Raw genomic sequence first — 25,225 nt, forward strand, 5'->3', positions numbered from 1 at the left:
TACCTCTGCAATTTGCCGCCGGAGACGTCATTTGACCATTTGGTTCGGGTGACCAAACAACGGTGTGCGTGTGAGCTGGGCCACCGGGAGCTCAAGCAGGAAGTGGGGCTGGATCATGTTGAGGGGCGGACTTGGCAGGGCCTGCACCACCATGCGGTGCTGTGTCTTGTGGCTTTGCTGTTCTTGCAATGGCTGCGACTGGCCCAATTGGACGGCTTTTTTGGTGACTCTGTGCCAGCCATCAGAAGGGAGATCGCCGGGGAGACTCCCCGGCGATTCCAACGTCCGCGTTTGTATTGCTCGTGCTGCACGGCCTTATTCAGTGGACCCTGAATTTCCCCGAAGTACAGCTAGCATGGCCTGGGTGACGCGGCGTTGAGGGCCACGGTTGACGTGGAATGAGAAATCCGGAGTGTCTCTCGGACACTGGCCGGACTGAAGACCCGCCGTTCCCAGGGAAGGGCTGCGGCCTTCCAGCTGTGGTTCAGGCGTGCTGCCGTGCGTCTGGTGGGACGGGAATGACGGGCCCCTCCGTTTTTTAGGGAAAGACATCCGGCTTGAGCGACCAGAGGCACCCGCGGCACGCCCCGGGGCCGTAAACCTATCCAGCGTATCGCCTGCAGACCCTGTCGGTGGAACTTGGTGCAGCTTGACCTTGAGCTCTGGAGTGGGGCGATACCGGCGCTACGCCCTGGGGTTCCCGCCTGGCCCTCGGGTCCGGAGGGTCAGGGGAGCCAGTGGCCGCAGCGTCTCAACGTGGCCGCGGTGCGGGGGAGCGTATCGTCAAGGGGCGCGGCCACCTGCTCCGCCTGGTCGCTGGTGATGTCGTCGAGTTGCCCGCCGAGGGCGGCGCTGATGGCCGCGTCGAGGTCCAGGCCGATGTCCAGGTTGCTGAGGATCTCGGTCAGGAGCGCGGTGCCGATCGGCTGATGGGCGCGCAGGCCGCCAGGCTGGCCGGGTCGCCCGATGACGCGGTAGATGGGGTCGAGCGCTGCGGCGTGTGCGGGGAAGCGCCGGGTGAGGAAGTCGGGCTCGTGCGTGGGCGCCGGGACGGGCAGGAGCGTGAAGCGGCGGCGCAGGGCGGCACTCAGGCGGTGCAGGCGGTCCTGATCAGCGTCGTTCATGGTGCCGATCAGGATGAAGTCGGCCGGGAGGTGGAGATCCGCGGGCGCGCCGTCCGCCTGGGACACGAGGGGCAGGTGGGCGCGGTACGCGGGGTCGAGCAGCGTGAGCAGCTGGCCGAACGCCTCGTCCTGTGGGGCGCGGTTGAATTCATCAATGATCAGCGCGTGGGGGCGTCCCGTGTCGGCCAGTGACTGGCGGTGCCGCTCAGCCGCGCGGGTGACCACGCCGGGCGTGAAGGCGTAGCGCAGGGTGTCGCCTGGCTGAACGCGCAGGCCACCCAGGACGTCACTGGCGGTCCAGCGGGCGTCCGCGGTGGTGAGGGTGTAGTTGCCCGGGCCGCAGAGGGCCTCGGCGAGGCTGGTGGCGAGGAGGGTCTTGCCGACGCCCGGGGGGCCGGTCAGCAGCAGGGGCCGGGCGCGTTCCAGGGTGCGCCGGGCGACCATCAGGACGTCGGGGTCCACGGCGACCTGCTCGGGGAGGGCCAGCCAGGGGTCCGGCTGCGCCGGGCGCTGCGGCGGGGCGCTGACGGCGGCCTCCGGCGCGGGTGGGTCCACCGCTGCCGTGGGGTCTGCGTGGGTCTGGGCCGCTGGTTCAGCAGCGGGCGGGGCGGGCTGGACGGGCGGGGCTGCCGGTGATGGGGGCGGCGTGGGCCCAGCCACCTGGGTGGACGCAGTGGGCCTGGCTGGGGGGGGCGGCTGCGTGATGCGCCGCAGGTCGTGGCTGCTGGCGGCGCTGGGCGCCGTGGGCGGGTGGCCGTCGAGGACGCCATACGGGCCGGGGGACGGCACGCTCAGGGCGTACTGCACGGCGCCCTGAAGGTCGGAGGCGGCCAGGGTCGGGGCGGGCGGGAGGCCTTCGGCGTAGGCGGCGCGCCGGGTGACCGTGATGTGTTCCGCGCCGGTGACCTCCAGCTCATGGACGGTCACGGTGCGGACCCGCTGCAGGCGGTGGTCCCGCAGGCGCGTGACGACCTCCGCGGTGATGGCGCGGACGGTTTCGCCCCCGGGAATGACCCGGTACGCGCGGATGTCCGTGAACTGCGGCGCGAATGCCAGGCGGAGTTCCTGCCGGCAGGCGGTGACGATGGGACGCGGGACGGCCGTGTAGAGGGGGAGGGGATCGCCGCTGAGGTCACTCAGCAGGCTGATCTGCCGGAGCTTCACGTCCCCGCGGGGCGCTTCGGCGGTCAGGTCGCAGGCGAGGAGGTTGAGTTGCGCGGCGCGCCGCGCGGCGTCGTGCGTGGCGGCGTCCGGCCACGCGAAGTCCGGCTGGACCGTGAGGGTGCGGTCCGCACGGCCGGGTGTGGGCAGGGGGATGGGCGCGGCGTGGAGGTTCCCGTGGGCGTCGCAGGTCCAGTCGCCCGGGCCGCCCTGAGCGGCGCGTTCAAGGTCGCGCCGGGTGGCCTCCGGGAGGTGATCGAGGGTGTCGGCGGGAATGCGGAACTGCGCGAACACATGGGTCAGGGTCATGGGGTTCCTTGGAGGTGCTGCAGCAGGGCGGCGGTGAACTCGGCGCGGGGCGTCAGTGGGTGGGCGTTGAGGCGCAGGAGGTGGGCGCGGCCGCCGGGGAGGGCGGTGCGCTGGTATGACGTGCCGCCTGGGTCCGGCCAGGCGACGATGCCGAGTGGGGCGTGCGTGGCGCCCATGTACGTGAGGAGTTGCGTGTTGAGTTCACGTTGCTGCGGCGTGCCGAGGCGGGACAGGTCGCGGTACTTGACGTCGAGGACCGCGGCGCGCCTGCCGGTTTCGATCAGCAGGTCCGGCGTGAACTGCTGGTGCGCGGCTCCGACGCCGCGGAAGCCGAGCTTGGGGTTGAGGGTCACCTGGACGTCAGGGCCGCGGAACACGCCGGTCCAGCGGCCCTGACTGTCGGGCGTGAAGGTGCCGTGGACGGCGCCGGTGGCGCGCAGGACCTGCACCTGCACCCACCGTTCGTAGAGGTCCGGCATCACGGCCGCGCCGGAGGGCCGTCCGGTGGCGCGCAGGACCGTCGTGTGGAGTCGCTGTGTGGCCGCCGCTGCGGCCGTGGACACGCCGTCGCGGCTGGCGCGGGCGGGACCGTCCGGCAGGGTCGCCAGGGCGCGCTGGGCGGCCGCCATGACCGGGGCGTGCCCGGCCTGCTGCGCCGCGCGGTGCAGGGTGGTCCACAGGGCCCGCAGGGCGGCGGCGCCGGGCGGCGGTTCGCCGGCGGTCAGGTCACGGGCGACGTGATCGCCGGGGGAGCCGCGCGCCCAGAGGTCGAACGTCGCGGGCCAGTCGACGCGGTCCGGGACGGCGCCGCCGCGCACGACGCGGGCGCGGGACGGTCCGGCAGTCCGGGGTTGCCGTGACCAGCGGCGCGTGAGCTGGGCGGCGTCCTGCGCGGCGCGCTCGAGGTCCGCGCGGCCGGGCAGGACGTGCAGGCCGTCGGTGGACACGTGGAGCGCCTGCGGGAACGTGAGGGTGTGATCCAGGTCGCGCAGGTCGTCGGCTATGCACGCCAGGGCCGCGAAGGCCCGGCCCGGGTCCGGGTGGAGTTTGCGGGGGTACGCGAACGTGACCGTGGTCTGCCCGGCGGCGTCCGTGAACGCCAGCCGGCCCACCCAGTCGTGCAGGTGCACGGCGAGGTGGCCGCCGACGCTGTCCACGATGTGCGGCGTGTGGTTGACGTTCGCGCTGTAGGGCACCCGGACGCCGTTGACGCGCAGCTCCGGGCCGGCGGGCACGTGGATGATGGTGCCTTCCGGCACGACGTGATCCGCAGGATCCGGAGCGTGCAGGGCAGCGGCGGTCATGAGCGGAGCCTACGGGTGGGGCGCGTCAGATGATGACGCGCTTGACAGGCGCGCCCCGGGCCCGGTACCGTTCGACTTCCCGCTTCATCACGGTCTCCCCCGCCCCGTCCCGAGTGCCCTCGTCCGACCCGGAGGTCTCTACCTGTGTCCCCTGAACGCATGACGATCACCCGCGCCCTGAGCGAACTCAAGCTCCTCGAGAAACGCGCCAATAAACTCATGGACGAGACGACCTTCGTGACGTTCACCGTGGGTGGCGCCCCGCCCCGTGAGGCCCGCAGCGCGGCTGAATTCAGCGACCGGGTGCTGGCCCGGCGGCAGAGTATCGCGGACCTGCTGCGCCGCCGCTCCGCGATCAAGGCGGCGGTCGTGGCCAGCAACGCCCACACCACCGTGGACGTCGCCGGGCAGGGGTACACGGTCGCGGCGGCCATCGAACGCAAGGCCAGCGTCGCCTTCGATCAGCGCCTGATCGCGCGGCTGCGCAGTGACCTCGCAGGCGCCCAGCGGCAGGTCGAGGTCACGAACGAACGTGCCGAGGACCGCCTCGACCAGCAGGCGCAGGCGCTACTGGGAAAGGAAGGCTCACGCGGCGCGGAGTACGAGGCGCTGCACCGCTCGTTCATGGACCGCAACGCCGTGCGGCTGCTTGATCCGCTGGACGCCCAGGCGGACATCGACCGGCTGTCGGATCAGGTGGACGCGTTCCTGGCGGAGGTCGATCAGGCGCTGAGTGTCAGCAACGCCGTGACGGTGATCGAGGTGCCCTGAGGCGCGCGGGGCTGGCCGTTCGAACGCGCGCGCCGTGACCGCCCCGGCCACAGGGTCATGTGGCCAGATTCTGACTTCCGCGCTGGATGTCGCCTGCGCGGCCCCCCGCATAACTCACCTGCGGGGGCGCCGCTGAAGACTCAAGTCTGACGTTTCAGGTCGCAGGATTCACGTTCCTCAAGCCTCTTTCCCTGAACGCTCAACGTTCACCGCTCAAGGCTCGATCAAATCCTGGACGCAGGGCACTTCCGGACCCGGTCACTCCGGCGCGCGGCCCCCAGGCTGAACGGTCAGCCCAGCAACGCACCTCCCCCACCGTGATGGCTGGGGGAGGTGTCTGCTGTGGGTTACTTGCTGCGGCGGGTGTTGTACGACTGGCTGCGGGCGCGTTTCTGGGCGAGCTGGGTGTTCTGCGCGAAGTCCTCATCGAGGGCGGTCAGGGCACTGATCTCGCCCTGAAGGCCGTGGAGGCCGAGGGTCTGCAGGCGGTGGGCCTCGCGGCTGAGGCGTTCGCGGGACATGATGGGCGAGCCGGCAACGGCGTCCGCGACGGCCTCCTCCCGGACGCGGGCGGCGCGCAGGCGTTCGGTCAGGAGGCGCACGCCGGGGTCCTCGGCGGGGGCGGGTGCACCGGCGGGCTGCACGGGCAGGTTCAGCTGGGCGCGCTGGACGTGCCGCTGCCCGGCCCGGTCGGTCCAGGCGAGCCGGATGCGGGTGACGCCCAGGTCGCCCACCTCGCGCTGCGCGGGGACGTGCACGGTGAAGATCAGGTCCGTGGGGCGGCCCTGGATCAGGTTGGGCAGTTTCGCGCGGCCAGTGTCGGTGCGGGGCAGGTCGTTCAGGAGTTCGTGGCGGCGGCTGCCGAGGGCCGGGTTGGGTTCGATGCCCAGCGAGACGGTGTGCCCACTGGTGCGGCTCAGGCCTTGGAGTTCCTGCTCGAAGTAGCGGGGCAGGTCGGCGGGGTTCTCGATGTGCTCGAAGTTGCCGTCCCCGGCGTCGGCGAGGGCCTGCATGAGGTGATCGTCGTAGTGTTCGCCGAGGCCGATGGTGCTGGTGCTGACGCCCAGCGCCGTGAGGCCGCGGACGTGGTTGGCGATGACGGCCGGGTCGGTCTCGCCGTGGTTCGCGCCGCCGTCGCTCAGGAGCAGCACGCGGTTGAGGGCGGCTGGGTCGAGGTGCTGGGCGCAGAGGGTGGCCCCTTCGAGCCAGCCGGCGTGCAGGGCGGTGGACCCGCCGCAGGTGATGGTGTCCACGAGGGCGCACAGCGCCTCAGGATTCGTGACGGCCTGCGGGGGGATCACGGTGGTGACGCGGTCGTCGAAGGTCACGAGGCTGACGTGGTCGTGGGGGCGCAGCTGGCGGATGGCGGAATGCGCGGCGAGGCGGGCCATGTGGAGGGGCTGGCCGCTCATGCTGCCGCTGCGGTCGAGGACCAGGGCGAGGTTGAGGCGGGGGGGCGCCTGGGTGTGGGCGGCCTGGGTGGGGGGCGTGATGCGGGCGTGGATGACGAGTTCGGTGTCCTGTCCGGCGGTGAGGGTGGGGATCAGCGGGCGCAGTTCGGTGTGCATGGGGAGCCTCCTGTGGGGCGTGCGGGGCGGCGGTGGGTGGACACCTCACTGTACATCAACAATTTTAATTGTCAACAATTGGGAGTGTTGATGTCGCGTGATGCTCTGTCCAGACCCCCAGCATCAGGGCACTCCGGGACATCCGCAGGCTGACACGGCGCCACGACACCCGCTGACGCAACCTCCACAGGCTACGCAGGGTCCCCGGGGGCCCACCAACCCAACGCGTCCCTCGTCATCCACGACGCGGATCGCCCGGGTCACCTGTCGGCGACCGAACGCACCTCTCGTGGGCCTGAGTTCACCCACACGCAAGGCGGCGTGCCTTGTCGGCCACCGGGCCTACCGCCTGGGCGCGTCTTCCAGCACCTCGCGCAGTCGCCGCAGCAGGTCGTCCCAGCGCGCCTCCCCGCGTGGCACGCGGAACTCACTGGACACCTGCACCTCCAGCCCCGGCTCCAGCGTCACGCGCCGCCACACCTCCCCCGCCGGCGCGGGGTCCTGCGGGCGCCTCGCCTGGCGGACCGGACCCGGAGCGGGCGCAGCGGCCGCCACCTCCGCTTTCCCCGTTCGGCGCAGCCCGTCCAGGTACGCCAGAGCTGGACTGCGCTGCGGCGCGCTCACCCGCATGTTCCCCATCAGGAGCGGCCCGGGCCCCGCGGCGAGCGATGCGGGCATCGGCGCCGGCGGCACCAGGGGCTCTTCCCCGGTGACGCCCATGCGAGCCAGGTCCGCGAGGTCCTGCTCGCTGCGGCCGGTCAACGCGCCGGCCAGCGCCTTGCCGCTCAGGCCGTCGGCCATCAGGCGCCGCAGGGCCAGCAGGCCCAGCAGATGCACGCGGCCGTAGCGGGCCTCGCGCCCCTCCCGGGTGGGCGCGGGCAGCAGGCCGACGGTCGTGTAATGCCGCACCAGACGCGGGTTCACCTCGTCTTTCAGGCGGGCGGCGCGGTCTTCGGGCAGCAGCTGCGCCAGCAGCCGGTTCGCTTCCGCCACCAGCGCGTCGATGCCTCCACTCCACCGCTCATCCAGTCCCAGCACCCCCCCAGCCTACCCTGACAAGCCCCGTTGACAGCAAAACCATCAGGAGACGACCCCGGCGCGCCAGCGCCTGACGCGAACGGGCCCCTCCAGCACGCGTCAGAACGTGGCACGCCCGCGCCGGACAGTGCGCCTACCCCGCCCGGCACCTGCCGACCCGCGAGGTTCCCGGCGTCACGCCGCCCCCTCTGTGTCCTTCAGAGCGACCCGCCTCACTGGCGGGCGGAAGGCGACGCATACCCCCGCGCCGGGACGTGGAGGGCCCATGCCCCTGACCCTGATCACCCTGCTCCTCACCACCCTCCTGTGCAGCGCCTCTGTGACGCGCCCCCCCGGCGCCCCGGACGCCGCGCGCGTCGCCCCAGCGGTCCTCTGCCCCGTCACCGGTCCCCTGCTGGCCGGAGATGAACCCGACCCGGGGGGCGGTGGCGGCTGACTGAGCTCGCGGACCGGCCCGCCTGGCTTCAGGCGGGCCGGTTCACCTGACCTGCAGGCCAGGTGGTCCCCCGCGCAGGGACGCCGGACTCACCAGGGAAGCGGGCGCGGTGGCCTAGCATGCGCGTGTGCCGACCCGCGCAGCGCAACGTGACGACGCCCTCGACGACTCCATCACCGCCCTGATCGAAACGGCGCAGTGGACCGCCGCCCGGCGCACCATCGGGGAGGCCCTGCGCACCGCCCGGACGGGTGACCGCTACACGCAGCTGCTGCGCTGGTTCGAGGCGCTGCCGCCCGCCGACCCGGACGATCTTGAAGCGGCGCGCCTGCACCTGCGGCTGCACGTGAACGTCCCGCTGCAACCGGAGCTGGAACGCGTCGCGCTGATATACACGCAGCGGCCGGCGACGGCGCCGAGTGGGCACGCCATGCTCGCCTGGCGCCTGGCGATCGGGGCCAAGCGGTACGAAGGCGCCCTGACCCACGCGGCACTCGCCCTGCGCGACGTGGCCCGCCTGACCGACTACGAGCAGGCGCTCACGCTGCGGGCGCGCGCTCACGCCCGGCACCGCCTGAACCAGCCCGGCTGGGAGGACGACTACCGCGCCGCGATCCGCCTCAGTGACGGGCGCGCCCGCACGCTGACCACCGTGGAGTACAGCGTGGGCCAGCTGTTCACCGAGCGGCACGCCCACGCCATCGAACTGCTGGCCACGGCGGCCCTCGAGGCGCGCGGGGACGACCTGGAAGGCTGGGTGCTCAGCACCAAGGGCTACGCGCACCTGCATCACGCGGAGCTCGACGAGGCGCAGGACAGTTTCGAGGCGTGCGTGCGCCTCGCGCCGGTGTTCCGGGGTTCGGGCCGCAACGGGCTGGCGGCCGTGCTGCGCGCGCGCGGCGACTGGAACCGCGCGGAGGCGCTGTACACGCAGGCCCTGACCCGCGCGCAGCGGGAAGGGAACCTCCACCACCTGCAGCAGGCCCGCCGGGGCCTGGGCCACACCGCCCGCCTGCGGGGCCAGAACCTGCGTGCCATCGAGTGGCTCACGCAGGCCGCCGTGACCATCCCCGCCGAGCAGGTCAGCGGGCAGAGCTGGGTGAACGTGGACCTGGCCGCCGCGCACGTCAGCCTGCCCCGGCTGGACGCGGCGCACGTTGAAGGCCTGCTGAGCCGTACGGGGCCGCTGGGCAGCGAGGACGGGGCCCGCGCCGAGATCGTCCGCGCCGAGCTCGCCCGGCGGCAGGGTGATCATGACCTCGCCGCGCGGCTGCTGCGGCCCCTGAACCCCCGCATGCTCTGGATGCGGGAGGAAGCGGCCGCGCTCCCGGAGTTGTTCACGCTGCTCGGCCCGGACGCCCCGCGCCCGCTCCCCCGCGAGGACACCCTGCAGGTGGTGGTCACCGCGGCCGGCTACCCGGACGTGCGGGTCAACGGGCGTCCGGTCACGCTGCCGGACCTGGCCCTGGTGGCGCTGGTCGCGCTGCTGGACGCGGGCGGCACCCTCGACGCTGAGTCCCTGGCGGACGCCGTCCGGGAGGACGCCCCCCGCACGGGCCGGCAGCGGGCGCAGCGGGCCTCCCGGGCGGTGCAGCAGCTGCGCGCCGGCCTGGGCTGGCCGGGCAGCGTGACGCACGTCCGCGGCCGCTACCGCCTCGATCCCGGCACGGCGTGGTCGTACGACGTGCTGAACCTCAGGCGGGCCGGTGCGCCCGTTCCGGCGTTCCTGCGGGGCGTGCACGCCTTTGCGTGGGTCACGGAGCGGGAACAGGAACTGCTGCTGGGTGAACCCGACTGACGCGTCCTCTCCGGGTCGACCTGCGGCGGCAGGCGCCCGGGCGGGCACCACGCCACACGGCTGGGGTCACGCCGCAGGGGGCGCCGGGCGGTCAAAGCGGGCCAGGGCGTCACGCATCTCGGCCAGCCAGGCGCCCCGCACCTCGGGTGGAGACAGCACTTCCGCCCGGGCGCCCCAGGAGAGCAGGAACGGCATGAGTTCGCGCGGCAGCCCGCTCTCGTCCACGCCAGCGCAGAATTCGATATCCACGAATCCGTCCCCGCGGATCAGGGTCGCCTGCGGGAACCCCCCCTCGAGCACCCGGTACGCGGCGTCCGGGTCGAACCGGACGGTGACGGTCACGCCCTGATCGGTGCCGATGACGCCCCACGCGTCGGACAGGTACGCCTGCGGGTCGAAGGTGGGGTCCGGTTCGTACTGCTCGGCGAGGAGGTGCAGGTTGGTCATCCGGGACAGCTTGTAGGGTTCCACGCGGCCACTGGCGCGGTTGAGGCCAATCACGAACGGCGCGAGGTTCGCCCGGCTCACCTCCACGAAGTACACGCACAGTTCCAGTCCGGTGCGCAGGATGCCGTTGCCCTCGCGGTGATCGAAACGCAGCACGCGTCCGTCCAGCCACGCCGCGCCGATGACTTCCATCTGCCGGTCCGTGAACATGGTGCCGCCCCCGCCGCGCAGGCTGGCGTTGAGGGTGTGCCGCACCCGTTCCGGTAACGCCAGGGACAGCGTGGTGAGCGCCTTCCGGTAGTGGCCGCCCAGCGCGGGGGAGTGGTGATGGGCCAGGCGCAGCGCCGTGTAGGCCGCGAGCACCTCAGTGGGGCGCAGCAGGGTGCCGTTGCGGGGAATGACGTAGTGCCCGGGGGGCTGTTCGTGCACGGGATGACCCATGCGGCGCAGGGCGTCGAGGTCGCGCTGCACGCTGCGCTGCCCGACGCCGAAGGTCGCGGCCAGTTGCGCGGTGGTCTGGGGCCGGGCCTGGAGTTCGGCCAGGAGGGCCGTCAGGCGGTGGGATTTGTGCCAGCTGCGCGGCGTGGTGTCACGGCGCCCAGGGCGGCTCTCTCTTGGGGTCGATCCGGCGTGATCGTGGGAGGACATGCGCGCACCGTACGAACCTGTTGACACCTCACTGAATTCAAAAAGTAAAAGAGTTCGCATGTTAAATGAAATGTGAGTCTGCATGACTCACACAGGTGCTGATCTCAGTTCGCCAGAGAGATGCGCTGTGGAGGGGCGCCGTCGGCTGGGTCGGCTCGGATGATCACCGGAATGGGGGGCTTGTGCTCCGGCCCTGGTCCTCGCGTCCAGGTGCCGGGTTCTGCGACCGGCCGGACCGCCCAGGCTGAACGTCAGGCCCGGCCTCGGGTGAGGGCGGCGGGCCGTCGGTTCCGCTGCCGTACAGCGCCACGGTGAACGCGTAGCCCGCCACCTGCCACGCCCAGACGCTCAGCCCGAAGAACAGCGCCACGAGCAGCAGGATCAGAAGCAGGTCCACGGGCGCTGCAGGCCACCCGGTCGGGGCCACGGGCCACGGCTGACGGCGCGCCAGCGCCCAGCACGCCCCGCCGAGCGCAGGAACACCCAGCGACAGCAGGACCGCGCTGCCGGTCACGCACCACGCCCACACCTAGGCGCGCAGTCGGCGCCGCACCACCGGCCACAGCCGCCACGGCGCCGTCAACACCGTGCGGTCACCCTCGCAGCCCAGGCGGGTCATGCCAGCCGGAACCAATAAAATTGCGGCGAGCAGGAGCGCCAGGGCGGTCCCCCAGCACCCGGAGGCCAGACCGCGCACGCCGGCATGCCAGGCCCCCCAGCCCAGCAGCGCCGCCGCTGCACCCGGACTCAGGCTGAGGGTGATCACGCCCCACACCGTCAACCCCAGGCGCCAGACCCGGCGGGACCACCGGAACGGCGCGAACATGGGCGTGTCGCCGCGGTACAGCCGCGTCGCGACCTCCCACCGGTACCCGAGGTTCATGACCCATCCCGGCAGGAGCGTCACGAGGGCCAGGGCGCCCAGGGCCACGCCCCTGCGGCCCTCCCGCGTCGCCACGGGGAACGACCACGCCCTCCACCAGTGCAGCGTGGCAGGCAGGCTCAGCGGCGGACGGTCAGGCGGCATCAGGTCAGCTTACCCACCGGCGCCTGGCCGTGTTCCCTCAGGTCAGCGCGCCGAGTGGCCGGGCACTTCCTGCTGAACGGCCTGCCAGGCCAGTGTGATGAGGGACCGGGCCGGCGCCGCAGCCGTGAACGGGCGGGGCTCACCGCATTCAGGCGTCAGGTGCTTCAGGCGCCTGAGCAGCTGACACCACCCGGACAGAGGCGTGTCGATGGCCTGTCACCTGCCTCTCTCCCCCAAGGGTGCCGCCACGGAGAAGCAGCACACGGTTGAGCGCGGCGGGGTTGAGCTGCTGCGCGCATGAGCCAGCCGGTGTGCGGAGGGCCGTCAGGCTGGCACAGGTGATGGTGCCAACGAGCACGCGGAGGCGCAAGAGCCTTGAGCATCGCTGACCGCCTGTGGGGATGGTGGGGACGCAACTGTCGACCGTGACCAGGCTGACGCGGACGTGGGGGCCTACAGGGCTGGCTCTTCTCGCAGGGGAGGCGGGCCGCACAGTTGACGGGTTGGCAGTTGGGGCTCGGGTGTGGACCGACGGGTCGGCGCGGGCCGCACGGGGCTCATTCGCTGCCCCTCCGTGGTCGGCCGCTCATTCGACGGCTGAATCCTCACTCACTGGAGGGGCGCACTTCATGTCGTGCTGCGCAGCGCCAAGGAAGAAAAGTGTAAGACCGTGGGATCACCATCCGCGTGGCACCACACGGTTCCCGTGAGGCCAGGTATGCAAATAACCGTGTCAGCGCGCTGAATCGCTGGTACCGCGCCTCTCGCGGGTCGGGTGGGCGGGAGGTGCGACGCGGGGGCGGTGGGCGGAGCGTCACTAGGTGTCGTGGTCCTGTGCGAGGGTGTCGGCAACATGAAAGGCACTTGAGGCTGTCCGGGACGCGCCGCCGCGGCGAGGTACAGACCACTTTCATGCCACTGTTCTTACATTGAGCGAAGTTAAATAATTCTCACTCCGGGATTGCGGCAACGACTGAATGTCGAATGGTCCATACTACCGCCATGGCAGGATCTTGCCCCAAATCTCATGTTCTACTGCGGTGTTTCTCATGATGTTGAACCGTACAGCTGTCCTGATCGCCGCCCTCCTGCTCAGCGCGTCCGCCGAAGATGTCGGCAAAGCCGAACTCGACCGCAGCAGTCTCAACGCCTCTGCACAACGCCTCGAGCAGGTGGTCACTGAAGCCGTCACCACCGCCGGAGGCGACCTCGACCGGATGCAGGCCCACTGGGTCATTGCCTATAGCACCGGGCACTACAAGTCCGACCCCCTCGGCGCCCAGGCCGCCCGTGAGCTCGCCACACAGTTCGTGGAGCGCGTCGCGGTCCGCGGCGACCGGGTCACGGCGCGCGCCTGGGAGATGGACCTCTGGGAGTACCGCAACCCCAGCGGCCTGACCCAGGTGATCGGCAACGACACCCAGGGCGACCTGGGCCGCATCACGAACCTGTGGCCCACCACGCCCGCGGTGGGCAGCGTGGGCGGGCACGACACCGAGCGGACCGCCACCACCCTCACCACCGAATTCGCCAAGCAGGCCGACACGGTCCTGATCCTGCTGACCAACACGGCCGCCAGCGTCGGCGCGCCGGGTGCGCGGCTGCTGGGCACCAACGCCCCCGAATACCAGCAGGTGCTCAGCAACTGGACCCGCGTCGGCGGCACGCAGGACGGCGCCACCCTGAACCTCCCGTACGTGGTGCGCGCGCCCTCAGGGGACATCCAGGGGCAGATGCAGGCTGTGGTGTTCCTGCCCAAGACGTTCACGGCGGCGGCCCTGACCGGCGGGACGCGCACCGAGCAGCACAGCGGCGCCCAGGCCAAGGCCACCCCGACCGGAGGGGGGGCCGGCGTCAATCCGGCGGCCGTGCTGGCCGGACTGCTGGTGCTGGGCGGCGCGGCGTTCGGCGCCTGGAAACTGCTGGGTTCAGGCGGAGGATCAGGCGGACGCGGCGGCGTCCGGGTCGGCGACACCACGTTCAGCGTGCGCGACATGCCCGCCGGGCGGCCCTTTTGCATCATCGCAGGCCCCGGGTACGCGGCCGAGGACGACACGCCCGTGGTACCCGTAGCGGGCTTACCGGCCGCGAGAATCGCGGAGATCACCCGCGCCGGCAAAGACTACCGGGTCCGCAGCGTCAATGACGACATCCGCCTCAGCAGCGCGGGTGGACGCGTCGTCGCGGCCGATACGGCGACCGTCACGCTGCGCCCGGAAACGCCAGACGCGACCCTGGAGTTCACGGGAGAGGTGCGCGGGCCTGGCGGCGTACCGAAAGACATTACGCGCAGCGTGAGCATGACGCTGGATGGAGACTTATGAATCTAGGTGGAGTATTTGGGAGCGTGTGGCCGCTGTACTCGCAGGTGAATTTCTGGGTCACGCTCCTGCTCACGATGCTGGTGTGGTACGGCGTGGCGGTGGGGCTGGCGCACGCGCTGTTCGGCGCGGGACGGCGCACCCCGGTGGACGCCGCCAAGCAGGGCATGAGCCTGTCGCTGCTGCTGCTGTTCGTCGCCCTGGCGTGCGGCGCGTACTTCCTGTTCCGCCCGGCGGACCTGGTGTACATGATCTCAATCTGCGTGACGTTCCTGCTGCTCACGCTGATCGTCTCGGCCGTGTTTTCCCGGATGGGAGTGGAGCGATAAATGGCGGACAACATGCGCGTGTTCAAGACACTGGTCGTCGGACTGGGCAGCACCGGCACGGAAATTCTCGAGGCGCTGGCCGACCGTATCGACTGGGAGGTGGGCGGGCTCAGCCGCGCGCCGTGGGTGGAATTTCTCGCGGTGGAGACGGACGTCGCCAAACCCAACCGGTTCAACGGCACGGACGACTTCAAGACGCTCGGCGTGCCCGCTACCTCCTGGCGGGACATGCTGCAGCGGCCTGAGCTGTACGACAGCAGCATCGCGCTGAACGCCTGGGCTGACCTGGAGACCCTGGCGCAACTGCCGGCGCAGAGCATCGATTCCGGCGCCGGGCACATCCGCATGGTGGGCCGCCTCGCGCTGCTGTACCCGCCGAACTACAACGAGATCAAGAATGCCATCTCACAGCGCGTGGCGCGCCTGCGCAACCTGACTGAGGCTCAGGCGAAGTCAGCGCTGAACGCCAACAACGCGGGCCTGGAAGCGAACGTGCAGTTCGCCGTGAACGCCGCCAGTGGCCAGACCGGCGTGCGCGTGATTGTGGTGGGCACGTTGTGTGGCGGCACCTGCAGCGGCACGGCGAGCGACGTGGGCATCCTGCTGCGCACCATCCTCGACGATGAGGAGAAGACGCTGGGCATGTTCACCCTGCCGCACCCGGACCTGGGCATCGCGCAGAAACCGGACGCGGAAATCTGGAAGACCAACGCGTATCACGCGCTGGCCGAACTCAACCAGTACCACCTGCACACGGACAAGGACCGCTACGCCAGCATCAAGTTCCCCGATAAGCCTGAAGGAACGCGGGTGCTGCCAAACGACGCGATGCCGTACGACCTGGTGTACCTGCTGCGTCCCAACAGCACCGAAGGCACTGACCTGGCGCGCCTGTCCAATGCCATTGCCGACCGCATGTTCCTGAACGTGTTCGTGCCCGAAACCGATCCCATGGCGTACATGGTCAATGCGGGTCCCGTGACCGTGCAGCAGGGCCGCGCCTTCGCGTTTTCCACGTTCGGGCTGTCCACCATTGAGTACCCGATGCGCCGCATTCTCGAGGCGCTCAAGTACCGCACGCTGGTGCACGCCGTGGACCGCTGGAAGGACCGCAAGTACGACGGCAACGTGGGTGAGGACCTGGACGCACTCGGCCTGACCGTGCCGGCCCTGACCGAAGCGCTGCTACTTGACGAGTCCGGCGCCAGCGTCCGCGCGAGCCTCGACGCGAAGAAAAACGAAATCATGCGGGCCGCCCGCACCGGCAAGCCTGAACTGGCCCGCCGCGCCCTCGATGAGCTGCGCTCGGCCTTCGGGAAGGAACGCGGCGAAGGCCTGCGCGGCCTGGTGCACGTCACCGTGAACGACAACCGCCGCCGCGCCGCCGAAAGCGTCATGGGGAACGTCCGCGGCGTGATCAGCACCCGCCTGCTCGATTACGACAGTGGACCCAACGTGCTGCTCGAAATCATGCAGGCCGCGCAACCCCGCGTGGGCGAACTCCGCGGGTGGGAACCCGGCGAAGGGAAGACCGGCGGCGCCAACGGCGTCCTCGATCAGATGGACGCCATCCGCACGAACACCCTGCTGGGCCTGTTCTTCCTGAAAGGCAAAGCCGGCAAGCAGGTGCTGCCGGCCCTCAGCCGGGCGCTGGACGACGAACTCAAGGCCCGCGTGAACCAGAAGGTCCGTGAGGCGCTGCAAGACCGCGGCAGCGGACAGCGCGCCGAGGCGGGTACCCTCACGCTGATCGAGGACGAAACGCAGAAGATCGCCCGGCGCCTGATGAGCCTGCGCAAGCGCCTCACGAACCAGGCCGACCGCTGGCGCGAGGCCCGCGCCCGGCTGGAGAACGACACGCCCACCGTGAACGGCCTGTCGCTGTTCGAGCCGTCCCCGAACGGCACGGTGGACAAAGAAGAGGAACTCGCTACCGACGACCGCCGGAAGGAAGCGCACGCCGCGCGCCTGATCCGCACCTGGGAAGCCCTCACCCGCGGCGTGATGCCGGGCGTGAACGACCCCGACTGGCTGCTGGGCCCCTGGTCGATCGGCCAGGAGAACTTCGAACGCACCCAGCTCAACACGCTCGAGCAGATGGCCCTGGAGCCGTTCGAGGCGTCCATGCGCAGCGGCGGCAAAGACGTCGTGCGCCGCCTGTACGACCAGCGCAGCCCCAGCTTCGATCCAAACAGCCAGGCGATGCACGCCGCGACGCAGGCGCAGCTGTTCTTGCAGCTGAACCAGCCGCTCGGCCAGGTGGACCCCATGAGCCCGCTGCCGCGGCGCAAGCTGCTCGTCGGCATGAACCTCACCGACGACTTCCGCCGCTCGGTGCAGCCCTGGGTGAACAAGGAACCGGCCGCCAAGGAGATCGCCGGGGTCGATCCGTACCGCGTGGTGATGCTCGAAGAGTGGTACCGCTTCGCCCTGCGCGGCGCGGATGACGTGCGCACGCTCTCGTTCAGCCAGCCCACCCGCTTCAACACCTACTTCACGCGCAAGCGCAGCGACATCGACTGGACGCCCATCAACGACCAGGAAATCAAGCGCCTCGAGGACGCCGAGCAGCTCGTCTTCCTGTCCTCGCTGCACGGCGTGACCCGCCTGGAAGGGGGCCACCTCGTGATGGACTGGCCGCAGCAGCCCGGCGAGCCCAGTGACGCCGCCCAGCGTGTCCGGAAGCTGCCCGGCCGCTTCGGCAAGGCCGCCCGCAAGCTGGCGTTCGAGAAGCACGACGCGTCCCGGCCCAGCCGCAGCCTCACGAACGCCTCCACGTACCTGAAAAGCGAGATCGACGCCCGGATGAAAACCGTCCTGGGCCGGCACGCCACGCCCAGCGAGGGCCGCAAGGCCTACGTCAACTGGCTGCACGAGGAACTCAAGGCCGGCCACGCCCGCGCCGTGGACGACTGGAACGACTCGGCCGCCAGCGCCGCGCTGATGCGCCACCTCACCGCCGATGACGGCCTGCGCCAGGCCCTGCTGGAGACCTTCCCGCCCGACCCCAATCTGATCGACAGCCTGTACCACGGCAAAGGCGAGCGCCTCCCGCGCGGCCGCTCAGCCCCGGAGGACGGGTACTACTGCAAGGTGTGCGGCGGCCCGGTGGGCGGCACGCCCGACGAAGTCATCAAGAACGGCCTGCTGTGCAGCTATCACCCTGAAGGCGAGAACCACCCCTTCGGCATGCCGTACAGCCCGCTGGGGATCTGAGTATGGACCTGCTGCATGCCCTGCTGAACCTGCGCCCGGAAGGCTGGCTGACCCTCATCGGCCTGATGGTGCCCCTCGTGATCTACTTCGCGGCGGCCCTGACCCGCGCCGCCGCGACCCGCCGCGCAGAACTCGTGCGCCTCGAACTCGTCCGGCAGAAGATCCGCGTGGCCCTCGACAACGAGGACCCACCCGAATCCGACGAGATCGCCGAAGACGCCCTGTCCGCCGTGAAGGACTTCCCCGCGGGCAGCGCGGTGAAGCAGGCGGTCGTGGCGGTCACCCGCGCCCGCGGGCTGGCCACCCCCGACGTGCAGGCGGCGTCGGCGGCGGTCGTGGCGGTCAGTCAGGCGGACCTCGCCAGCGCCCGCAACATCCCGAACCTGCTGATGCTCGCCGGTCTCCTCGGCACCGTCCTGGGGCTGGCCGGGTCGATCAGCACGCTCGTGGAACCGATCAAGACCGCGGCGAAAGCGACGGAGCCGGGCGCGCTGGCCAGCGCGCTGGGCAACACCATGAGCGTCATGCAGGGCGCGTTCGGCGCGAGCCTCTGGGGCATCCTGTTGAGTCTCGGCACCGGCGTGGTGTACACCCTCGCCTCACGCACCCAGGAAGCCTTCCAGGATCAACTGACGGGCTTCGTGCACGCCGAACTGGTGCCCGCCACCTTCCCCAAAGCCATCACCTCCCAGATGGAACGCATGGGCCGGTACCTGCGCGACGCCGGCAACAGCTTCCAGGAAATCCACAAGCGCCTGCAGGACGTCGCCGGGCAGCTCGAAACCGTCCTCGGGCAGGCCGGCGACACGCTCGGGCAGAGCCTCACGCAACTCGCGCAGACCAGCACACAGATCGAAACCGTCTTCGGCAGCATGGACGAATCCGTGCGGCAACTCACGGCCGGGCTGAATCAGGGCGTGAGCGACCTCGTGCAGGCCCAGGAAAGCGCCGCCACGTCCCTGCGCAGCAGCAGCCGCGAACTTCAGGGTCAGCTCAGCGAGCAGGCGACGAGCATCACCCGCCTCCAGGACGCCGTCACCACCCAGACGGCCACGCTGCTCGAACGGGTCACCACCGTCGGCGACGCCCTGAGCCGCGCCGGGGGTCGCTTCGAGCAGGCCGGCGAAGTCTTCCAGACTGAGCAGAGCAACTACGCCGCCCGCCTGGACCGGAACTTCGAGCAGCTGACCCGCACGCTGGCCCGCACGCCGAGCGCCGTCAGCGGAGACTGATCCGTGACGTCCCGCCTCCAGGCCGACACCAACCCCTACATCGCTTTCAGTGACCTGACGCTCAACCTGGTGTTCGTGCTGATCTTTTTCCTGGGTGGCATCCTCGCCGTCGGTCAGGCCGGCTGGGAGCAGGTCCGGTACCGCAACGCGCAGGAGCGCGTCGTGCAGGCCGTGCGCGCCGCGCCCCTCAAAGTGCGGCCCCTGCTGCTCTCGCCCGCTCAGCGCAACGACCCGCCCGGCGCGCAACGCTGGGTCTTCCGCTCCAAAGGCATGTTCCTGGGGGACACCGCTGCACTCAGCCCCGCCGGACAGACTGCGCTCGTGGCCTTCGCGCGGGTGCTGCGCGCCGAACAGGGGCAGTGGAAGCGCGTGCGCATTGAAGGGCATACCCAGACCTCCAAACCCAACATGCCCGAGCGCTGGGACCTTTCCGCCACGCGCGCCAGCGCGGTCGCGTCCGCCTTCTACCTCAAGGGCGGCATCAGCCCCAACCGCCTGGCCATCGCCGCGCGCGGCGGCCAGACCCCCTACGCCAGCGTCAAATTCGACCCCCGCAACGAACGCGTTGAAATCGTTGTCGAGTATGCCCAGAAGAGTGCACCCTGAATGACGTCCCTCACGCCCTTGCAGGAAGCCGCGTCTCCGGACACCACGCCGGAGCGACTGATCCTGCTCGCCACTGGCGCGGACGCGGCCGTCCGGGACGCTGCCCGGGCCAACGCCCGCTGCCCATCCTCCCTGCTGGAACTCGTCCGAATGGCCGAAACGAAGCCGCACAGTCTGCTGGGCGTGCACCTGGAGATGCTGGCGCAGCTCGGCTCTCACGCGCAGGCCATCGCCGCGGCCCACCCCAAACGAACGGCGCGCGTCCTGAGCGTGATCAACGGACACCGTCCGCCTGAGCCGCCCACGCCTGAGGGGGCGCCCCCGTTCGATAGGACAGTCGCCGGTCCTGCGGCGCCGGTCGCGGGAGCCGTCCATGCAGACGACCTGCGTCAGAAGCTCAAGGACCGGCGGGCGCCGCTTACCCTCGACCCAGACGAGCACGCGCTGATCCGAAGTGACCGCCGCCTGCAGCGCCTCGCGGCGCGTCACCCGCAGTTGCCGGTTGACCTTCTCGTGTGGATTGACGCGCGGCAGCCGTACGGTCAGGCGCGCGAGACCCTGCTCACCCGGCTGGCTGAACATCCCCTCGAACCTGAACTGCTCGCCCAGGTGGCGCTTAATGGCGACTGGGAAGAACGTGCCGCGGTGGCCCGCAATGCATTTCTTCCGGACGCAGCTCGGTCCGCTCTGTGTGGCGATGAGGACTGGTGGGTGCGGGCCGCGGCAGCGGAAAATCCCGCCGCTACCCCGGCGGACCTCACGCACCTCGCTCAGGACACTGAGCATGTCACCATCCGTGAGCACGTTGCCGCGCACCCGCACGCACCGGGGGACGTCCTGCTCCGCCTCGCGCAGGACGGTGACCCGGCCGTGCGCCTTCAGGCAGCCCGAAACCCGAGTACGCCTCCCGAAGCGCTCGACGCACTCGCGCAGGACCCCCGGTTCACGGTGCGCGAGGCGGTCGCGGCGCACGCGCTGTGCCCGGGTGACGTGCTGCGCGCACTGGCAGCCGATCCCAACGAGCGCGTGCAATACGTCGCCCAGCTCCGCCTGCGGCCCCTGAACGACGCCGCGGTGGGCGAGGCCCTCGCCACCCGTCGGCGGCACGTGAAACTCGCCCTGAGTGTGTCCGGGACGACCCCAGCCACAGCGATCGGACAACTCGCCCGCGACCGGAACCCCCAGGTCCGCGCGCAAGTGGCCCTGCACCCGCACCTGAGTGACAGCGCACTCAGCGCCCTCGCGCAGGATCCGGCCATGACCGTGCGTCTTGTGGCGCGCGCCGCGGACGGCAACACGGCCGCCGATCAGCTCGCCTTCCTGCCGCGCTTCGACGCGCGGGTCCGGCAGGCCCTGAGCCGTAATCACAGCGCCCCCGCACCTGTGCTGGATGACCTGTCGGAAGACCCCTTGCTGGACGTGCGCCTGAACGTCGTCCTGAACCCCGCGGCGCCGGGCGAAGCGCTGAAACGCCGCCTGGCGGAACAGCCGCTCCGGCCTGACCTGCGCCGGCATCCGCGCTACGAGCATGAGTTGCGCGACACGCTTCAGGCGATGGAGCTCCGGGAAGCGGAGCGGCCTGACGCGACGCCCGAAGCGCTGCATGAGCTCAGTCACAGTGACGGTCCGCGCGTCCGTACGCGCGTGGCGGGTCACTCCCACACGGGTCAGGAGACCCTCCTCACGCTGGCCCGCGACCCGGAACTCACCGTGCGTGAAGCGGTCGTGCAGCGCCGCGAGGAGTTGCCGCTGCCGGTGCAGCGGGCCCTCGCTACAGATTTACAGTGGGACATCCGGGTTCTCCTGGTGAAGCGCAAGGACCTGGACCCGGCCGCCATGCTCGATCTGCTGCTCCGGCCCGACGAAGATGAAGCCCTGCTGGAAGACGTGGCCAGACACCCGCGCGTGAACGAGGAGGTCTTGACCGCGCTCGCGCGTCACGCGAATAGCGGCGCGCGGCGCGCCGCCGCCCAGCACCAACTCACGCCGCCGGCCCTGCTTTACCAATTGGCCTATGATCCCCAGGCTCACGTGCAGCGCAGCCTTCTGAAGAACCGGGCGTGCCCTCCGCAAGTTCTGATCCTTCTGAGCCGCCAGGCTACCATGCGTCTCGACATCGTCCATCACGTCAATACGAACGAAGTGGTCTTGGAACACCTGGCGTACGACGCGGCCTACGACCGCTATTTGCGCGCGGAACGCTGGCTGAAACTCACGCCGTTCAAAGAAGCGGCGCTCGTCCAACGCTGGCGCGCCTGGATGCTTGCCCGGGCATCTGCAGGCGCCCTTGAGCACTCGAACGTTCTGCCTGCCGTTATCGAGCACCCCAGAGCAACGGAGCGCGCTGTGGCGTTCGCCCGGCGCCTGAGGGGCAGATCCATCGACGAGGCCCTGAGACGCCGCCGGGAGCGGCTGCGCGCAGAACACACCCAGGAGAACCCCACATGACCGCACCACTCGCCGCGGGCGACCGGGTGGCCGAGCGCTACTCGGTGCAGGCCGCCCTCTCCGCCGCCCCGCACGACCACCTCTACCGGGCCGTGACCGACTGGGGCGACACGGTCCTCGCCAACGTGATCGAGCCGCCCCACGCGGACACCCCGGCGGGCGCGCGCGTGCGGCAGGCCGTGATGCGCAATGCCCGGCTGCTCGCGCAGGTGCAGCACCCGCACGTGCAGCGCGTCGTGGACCTCCACGACACCCCCGAGCGGCAGGTCGTGGTGCTGGACGACCGCCTGCATCAGTCCCTCCGGGCCGCTGGTCAGGGCCGCCCCCTGAAGACCGGCAGCGCGCTGGAGATCGCCCGGACGCTGTTCGGGGCGCTGGCCGCCGCGCACGGCCAGGCGCTGCTCCACACCCGGCTGTCACCTGACCACGTGTGGTTCGACGCGCAGGGCCAACTCCTGCTCGGCCATTTCGGCCTGGCCACGCGGGCGCTGCAGGAACTGCGGGCCGGTCCGGCGCCCGACGTGCGGTACGCCGCCCCGGAACTGCTGGCAGGCGGAACCTTCAGTCCGCAGTCGGACGTGTACGCCCTAGGCGCCACGCTGCACGAAGCGTTGAGCGGCGCGGCCTGTCCCCCTGCGTCAGCCCGCGCCCAGGGCGTACCGCTGCCGCCTCTCCCGCAGGGCACGCCCAGCGCTCTGCGGCGCGCACTGGAAGACGCCCTGCAGCTCGATCCGGCCCAGCGGGCCGTGAGCGCAAGTGAAGTCCTCGAACGCCTAAACCGTGCGGACGCCGTCCCTGAACCGGAGCCCGAAGCCGTGCCGGTCACGCCCCCAGTGTCGGAGCAGGCTCTGGCCGCGCCGCTGGGAGACGCCCCAGCGGCTGCCCCGGTGCGTGTCACACGTCCACAGGCGGCCCGGCCACCCGCCATACTGATCGGCGCCCTGATCGGCGGCGCGCTGCTTCTGGGAGCCGGGTTGCGGCTCCTGCAGCAGGGCGCCGCTTCCACCCCAGGGAACGCGACTGCGCTGGCTGCTGTGCCGAAGGACAGCGGCACCACGGCGGCGCCCCCCGGCGTGGCCGCACTTGAGTCCGCCGCACCTGAGCCGGACCGACCGGTGTCGCCGCCGAGCCTCGTCAACACGACGACCCTGAACCTCCGCGCGGAGCCGAGCAGCGCCGCAGCGGTGCTCGGCACGTTCACCCGAGGCGATCGGCTCACGGTGTTTGAGTCGCAGGGCGAGTGGCTGCGCGTTCAGGGGACCAATGGCAAGGGAGGCTGGGTGAAGGCGGACCTCACGCTGCCCCTGCGGCCGCCCGAGGACGTGCAGGCACTCCTGGCCGCGCTCGAAGCTGGAGAGGAGCTTCAACTCGAGCGGGGCGTGTACGTCCTCGACCGGCCGGTCACGGTCCGGGGCACCCTCACGCTGCGCGGCGCGGGCATGAAGGACACCGTGATCCTCAGCGCCGCAGCGGAAGACACCTTGATCTTCCAGCAGGCTGACGCCACCCTGTCGGACCTGACCGTCGCGCACACCGGTACCCTCCCCGCCCGGAGTCTGCAACTCGACGGCGGGCACCTCACCTTGAACCGTGTGCAGCTTGCGGGGGCCGTTCGGGACGACGACCTCAGTGAGTACGGCAGTGGTCTGTGGGTCAAGGGGGACAGTGAAGCCGTCATCCGCACGGCGACCTTCACGGCCAATGCCTTCGGGTTGTACGTCAGTGACACCAGCCGCGTGGACGTGAGCGCCAGCACGTTCAGCGGGAACCGAGACGGTGGCCTGTACTTCCGAGACGCGAGTGGCGGGACGGTCGAAGGCAACACCATCCAGGCGACCGCTGCACACGGCATCCACGTCACCGGTCACGCCGACCCGACCATCAGCGCCAACCACATCCACGACAACCGCGGGCGGGGCGTGACCGTCTACGGTCAGGCCAGCCCGACCCTGCAGGAGAACACCATCGAGAACAACGTCCTGCAGGGCGTGGGCGTCCAGGACGACGCCTCACCCACCTTGACCGGCAACGTCATTCAGAACAACCGCCAGAGTGGCGTCACCTACTTCGATACTGCCGGCGGCACGGCGCAGGGCAACACGGTCCAGAACAACCGAACGGCGGGCTTCCGCATGATGAATGCCGCCCAGCCTGTCTTGGACGGCAACACCGTGACCCGCAACCGGGAGAACGGGCTGGCCTACAGCGACAATGCCGCTGGGACGGCCCGGAATAACACCATTACCGGCAGCGGGAACCCGGGGATCGCCACCTGGGGCGACGCGCAGCCTCAACTGCTCAGCAACACCGTCACCGGCGGCAAGCAGAGCGGCGTTGTGATTGCCGAACGCAGCGGAGGCGCCGTGAACGGCAACGAGATCAGTGGCAACGCCCTCTACGGCCTGATCGTCACCGGACAGGCCGACCCGGCAGTCGACATGAATACCGTTCACGCCAATGGCAGTGGCGGCATCTACTACAAGCAGGACGCCATGGGGAGCGGATACGGCAACACCTGTTATGACAATCGGGGCCCGGATCTCAGCGCCGACCTCAATCCTGGCAATCCCGGCCCGGACTTCGCCCAGGACGCCTGCAACTCGTATTAAGGACGCTTAACACAAACGGCGGTGCTGCTTGAAGGTGATCATGCAGTAGGCCAGCTGCGTGAATGCCATGTGGATGTCCGCCCGCACCTCATCCCTCACCCGCAGCCAACGGAACCGGCTGAACCACGCTCACGTCCGCTCCACCACCCAGCGGTATCGGCCCAGCCGTTCACTGGAATACCGTCTCCGGCGTGCGATCCGCACCTTGATGCCGCGGTGATGGCACGCCCGCTGGCACAGAGGAATGTCATACGCCTTGTCCGCATGCAGCCGCTCAGGACGGCGGCGAGGCCGGCCCCGCCGCCCGTTCTGAATGGGCGGCACCGCGTCCAGCAGGGGTTCGAACAGCATGCTGTCATGCCGATTGGCGGGCGAGATACAGACTGCCAATGGCGTCCCGCGGCCATCGACGATCACATGACGCTTGCTGCCAGGCCGGCCACGATCCGTGGGGTTCGGGCCCGTTTGGGCCCCCCGGGCCGCGGGGACGCTCGTACTGTCCACACATGCGCGGGTCCAGTCGAGTTGATGTGCCTGGGCCATCCGGTCAAGACGCACGTGGTGTAGGCGGGTGAAGACACCCGCCGCGTGCCAGTCACGGAGACGTCGCCAGCAGGTCATGCCGCTGCCGTACCCGAGCTGGTGTGGGAGGTGTTCCCAGCCGATGCCGGCCTTGAGGACGTACAAGATGCCTTCCAGTGCGGCTCGATCGGGCACCCGGGGTCGACCTCCTTTGGGCTTTGGGGGTTCAGGTGGGAGTAGCGGATGGATCAACTGCCACAGCTCGTCGCTGACCATAGACGCGGCCATGCTTCACCTTGCCCTCCCAACCT

At 70.3% G+C, this 25,225-nt stretch carries 17 protein-coding genes and 2 pseudogenes; 11 read left to right on the forward strand and 8 right to left on the reverse strand.

Annotated features, from left to right (window positions below):
- Positions 1-333, forward strand: a pseudogene (locus tag IEY63_RS22540) (IS701 family transposase); the annotation flags it as partial.
- A gap of 392 nt (positions 334-725) precedes the next feature.
- Here IEY63_RS22540 and IEY63_RS20960 read toward each other — a convergent pair.
- A complete protein-coding gene (locus tag IEY63_RS20960; protein ID WP_189070950.1) occupies positions 726-2,594 on the reverse strand; it encodes an ATP-binding protein in 1,869 nt (622 codons plus the stop codon).
- Positions 2,591-3,898, reverse strand: coding sequence for a serine/threonine-protein kinase (locus IEY63_RS20965; RefSeq protein WP_189070951.1), 1,308 nt, complete (start codon positions 3,896-3,898; stop codon positions 2,591-2,593). The genes IEY63_RS20960 and IEY63_RS20965 overlap by 4 nt, the downstream gene beginning before the upstream one ends.
- Before the next feature lie 159 nt (positions 3,899-4,057).
- Here IEY63_RS20965 and IEY63_RS20970 point away from each other — a divergent pair, with 159 nt between their 5' ends.
- The gene (locus IEY63_RS20970; protein ID WP_189070952.1) at positions 4,058-4,669 is read left to right on the forward strand and encodes an MCP four helix bundle domain-containing protein; all 612 of its coding nucleotides are present in this window, start codon (positions 4,058-4,060) and stop codon (positions 4,667-4,669) included.
- A gap of 347 nt (positions 4,670-5,016) precedes the next feature.
- Here IEY63_RS20970 and IEY63_RS20975 read toward each other — a convergent pair whose 3' ends face one another.
- Both IEY63_RS20975 and IEY63_RS20980 read right to left on the reverse strand, forming a co-directional pair.
- Positions 5,017-6,237, reverse strand: a complete 1,221-nt coding sequence (locus IEY63_RS20975) for a vWA domain-containing protein (RefSeq protein WP_189070953.1) — start codon at positions 6,235-6,237, stop codon at positions 5,017-5,019.
- Positions 6,238-6,579: 342 nt separating this feature from the next.
- Positions 6,580-7,275 (reverse strand): MerR family transcriptional regulator, encoded by a 696-nt coding sequence (locus IEY63_RS20980; protein ID WP_189070954.1) that lies wholly within the window; start codon positions 7,273-7,275, stop codon positions 6,580-6,582.
- A gap of 265 nt (positions 7,276-7,540) precedes the next feature.
- Between IEY63_RS20980 and IEY63_RS20985 the strand changes: the two genes are divergently transcribed.
- Together IEY63_RS20985 and IEY63_RS20990 are read left to right on the forward strand one after the other, a co-directional pair.
- Positions 7,541-7,711, forward strand: coding sequence for a hypothetical protein (locus tag IEY63_RS20985; protein ID WP_189070955.1), 171 nt, complete (start codon positions 7,541-7,543; stop codon positions 7,709-7,711).
- Positions 7,712-7,838: 127 nt separating this feature from the next.
- A complete protein-coding gene (locus IEY63_RS20990) occupies positions 7,839-9,509 on the forward strand; it encodes a tetratricopeptide repeat protein (protein WP_189070956.1) in 1,671 nt (556 codons plus the stop codon).
- A gap of 66 nt (positions 9,510-9,575) precedes the next feature.
- Here IEY63_RS20990 and IEY63_RS20995 read toward each other — a convergent pair whose 3' ends face one another.
- The 3 genes from IEY63_RS20995 to IEY63_RS21005 form a co-directional block, all read right to left on the reverse strand.
- On the reverse strand, positions 9,576-10,604 hold the full coding sequence (locus tag IEY63_RS20995) for a helix-turn-helix transcriptional regulator (protein WP_189070957.1): 1,029 nt from the start codon (positions 10,602-10,604) through the stop codon (positions 9,576-9,578).
- 163 nt (positions 10,605-10,767) lie between these two features.
- Entirely contained in the window at positions 10,768-11,118 is a 351-nt protein-coding gene (locus tag IEY63_RS21000; RefSeq protein WP_189070958.1) for a hypothetical protein, read from the reverse strand.
- A 15-nt stretch (positions 11,119-11,133) separates the two neighbouring features.
- Positions 11,134-11,631 carry a hypothetical protein gene (locus tag IEY63_RS21005; RefSeq protein ID WP_189070959.1) on the reverse strand — a complete coding sequence of 166 codons (498 nt, stop codon included), beginning with the start codon at positions 11,629-11,631 and terminating at the stop codon, positions 11,134-11,136.
- Between the two features lie 1,049 nt (positions 11,632-12,680).
- Here IEY63_RS21005 and IEY63_RS21010 point away from each other — a divergent pair.
- From IEY63_RS21010 to IEY63_RS21040, 7 genes are read left to right on the forward strand one after another with little or no spacing between them, the layout of a single operon-like run.
- On the forward strand, positions 12,681-13,955 hold the full coding sequence (locus tag IEY63_RS21010; RefSeq protein ID WP_189070960.1) for a hypothetical protein: 1,275 nt from the start codon (positions 12,681-12,683) through the stop codon (positions 13,953-13,955).
- On the forward strand, positions 13,952-14,281 hold the full coding sequence (locus tag IEY63_RS21015) for a hypothetical protein (protein WP_189070961.1): 330 nt from the start codon (positions 13,952-13,954) through the stop codon (positions 14,279-14,281). The genes IEY63_RS21010 and IEY63_RS21015 overlap by 4 nt, the downstream gene beginning before the upstream one ends.
- Positions 14,282-17,497, forward strand: coding sequence for a tubulin-like doman-containing protein (locus tag IEY63_RS21020; RefSeq protein WP_189070962.1), 3,216 nt, complete (start codon positions 14,282-14,284; stop codon positions 17,495-17,497). It abuts the gene before it with no gap.
- A gap of 2 nt (positions 17,498-17,499) precedes the next feature.
- Entirely contained in the window at positions 17,500-18,729 is a 1,230-nt protein-coding gene (locus IEY63_RS21025) for a hypothetical protein (RefSeq protein ID WP_189070963.1), read from the forward strand.
- 3 nt (positions 18,730-18,732) lie between these two features.
- Positions 18,733-19,335, forward strand: a complete 603-nt coding sequence (locus tag IEY63_RS21030; protein ID WP_189070964.1) for an OmpA/MotB family protein — start codon at positions 18,733-18,735, stop codon at positions 19,333-19,335.
- Positions 19,336-21,783: a hypothetical protein gene (locus IEY63_RS21035; RefSeq protein WP_189070965.1), complete on the forward strand. Its 2,448-nt coding sequence runs from the start codon at positions 19,336-19,338 to the stop codon at positions 21,781-21,783.
- Positions 21,780-24,392, forward strand: a complete 2,613-nt coding sequence (locus IEY63_RS21040) for a right-handed parallel beta-helix repeat-containing protein (RefSeq protein ID WP_189070966.1) — start codon at positions 21,780-21,782, stop codon at positions 24,390-24,392. The genes IEY63_RS21035 and IEY63_RS21040 overlap by 4 nt, the downstream gene beginning before the upstream one ends.
- A 6-nt stretch (positions 24,393-24,398) precedes the next feature.
- Here IEY63_RS21040 and IEY63_RS21045 read toward each other — a convergent pair.
- A pseudogene (locus IEY63_RS21045) lies at positions 24,399-25,202 on the reverse strand (IS5 family transposase).
- Between the last annotated feature and the right edge of the window lie 23 nt (positions 25,203-25,225).

This window comes from Deinococcus radiotolerans, from assembly GCF_014647435.1.
GTDB classification, from domain to species: domain Bacteria; phylum Deinococcota; class Deinococci; order Deinococcales; family Deinococcaceae; genus Deinococcus; species Deinococcus radiotolerans.

Bases quoted from the DNA above. Each gene is read 5' to 3' on its own strand.
- IEY63_RS20960 (WP_189070950.1), bottom strand. From the start codon at position 2,594: ATGACCCTGACCCATGTGTTCGCGCAGTTCCGCATTCCCGCCGACACC.
- IEY63_RS20965 (WP_189070951.1), bottom strand. From the start codon at position 3,898: ATGACCGCCGCTGCCCTGCACGCTCCGGATCCTGCGGATCACGTCGTG.
- IEY63_RS20970 (WP_189070952.1), top strand. From the start codon at position 4,058: ATGACGATCACCCGCGCCCTGAGCGAACTCAAGCTCCTCGAGAAACGC.
- IEY63_RS20975 (WP_189070953.1), bottom strand. From the start codon at position 6,237: ATGCACACCGAACTGCGCCCGCTGATCCCCACCCTCACCGCCGGACAG.
- IEY63_RS20985 (WP_189070955.1), top strand. From the start codon at position 7,541: ATGCCCCTGACCCTGATCACCCTGCTCCTCACCACCCTCCTGTGCAGC.
- IEY63_RS20995 (WP_189070957.1), bottom strand. From the start codon at position 10,604: ATGTCCTCCCACGATCACGCCGGATCGACCCCAAGAGAGAGCCGCCCT.
- IEY63_RS21005 (WP_189070959.1), bottom strand. From the start codon at position 11,631: ATGCCGCCTGACCGTCCGCCGCTGAGCCTGCCTGCCACGCTGCACTGG.
- IEY63_RS21010 (WP_189070960.1), top strand. From the start codon at position 12,681: ATGATGTTGAACCGTACAGCTGTCCTGATCGCCGCCCTCCTGCTCAGC.
- IEY63_RS21015 (WP_189070961.1), top strand. From the start codon at position 13,952: ATGAATCTAGGTGGAGTATTTGGGAGCGTGTGGCCGCTGTACTCGCAG.
- IEY63_RS21020 (WP_189070962.1), top strand. From the start codon at position 14,282: ATGGCGGACAACATGCGCGTGTTCAAGACACTGGTCGTCGGACTGGGC.
- IEY63_RS21025 (WP_189070963.1), top strand. From the start codon at position 17,500: ATGGACCTGCTGCATGCCCTGCTGAACCTGCGCCCGGAAGGCTGGCTG.
- IEY63_RS21035 (WP_189070965.1), top strand. From the start codon at position 19,336: ATGACGTCCCTCACGCCCTTGCAGGAAGCCGCGTCTCCGGACACCACG.
- IEY63_RS21040 (WP_189070966.1), top strand. From the start codon at position 21,780: ATGACCGCACCACTCGCCGCGGGCGACCGGGTGGCCGAGCGCTACTCG.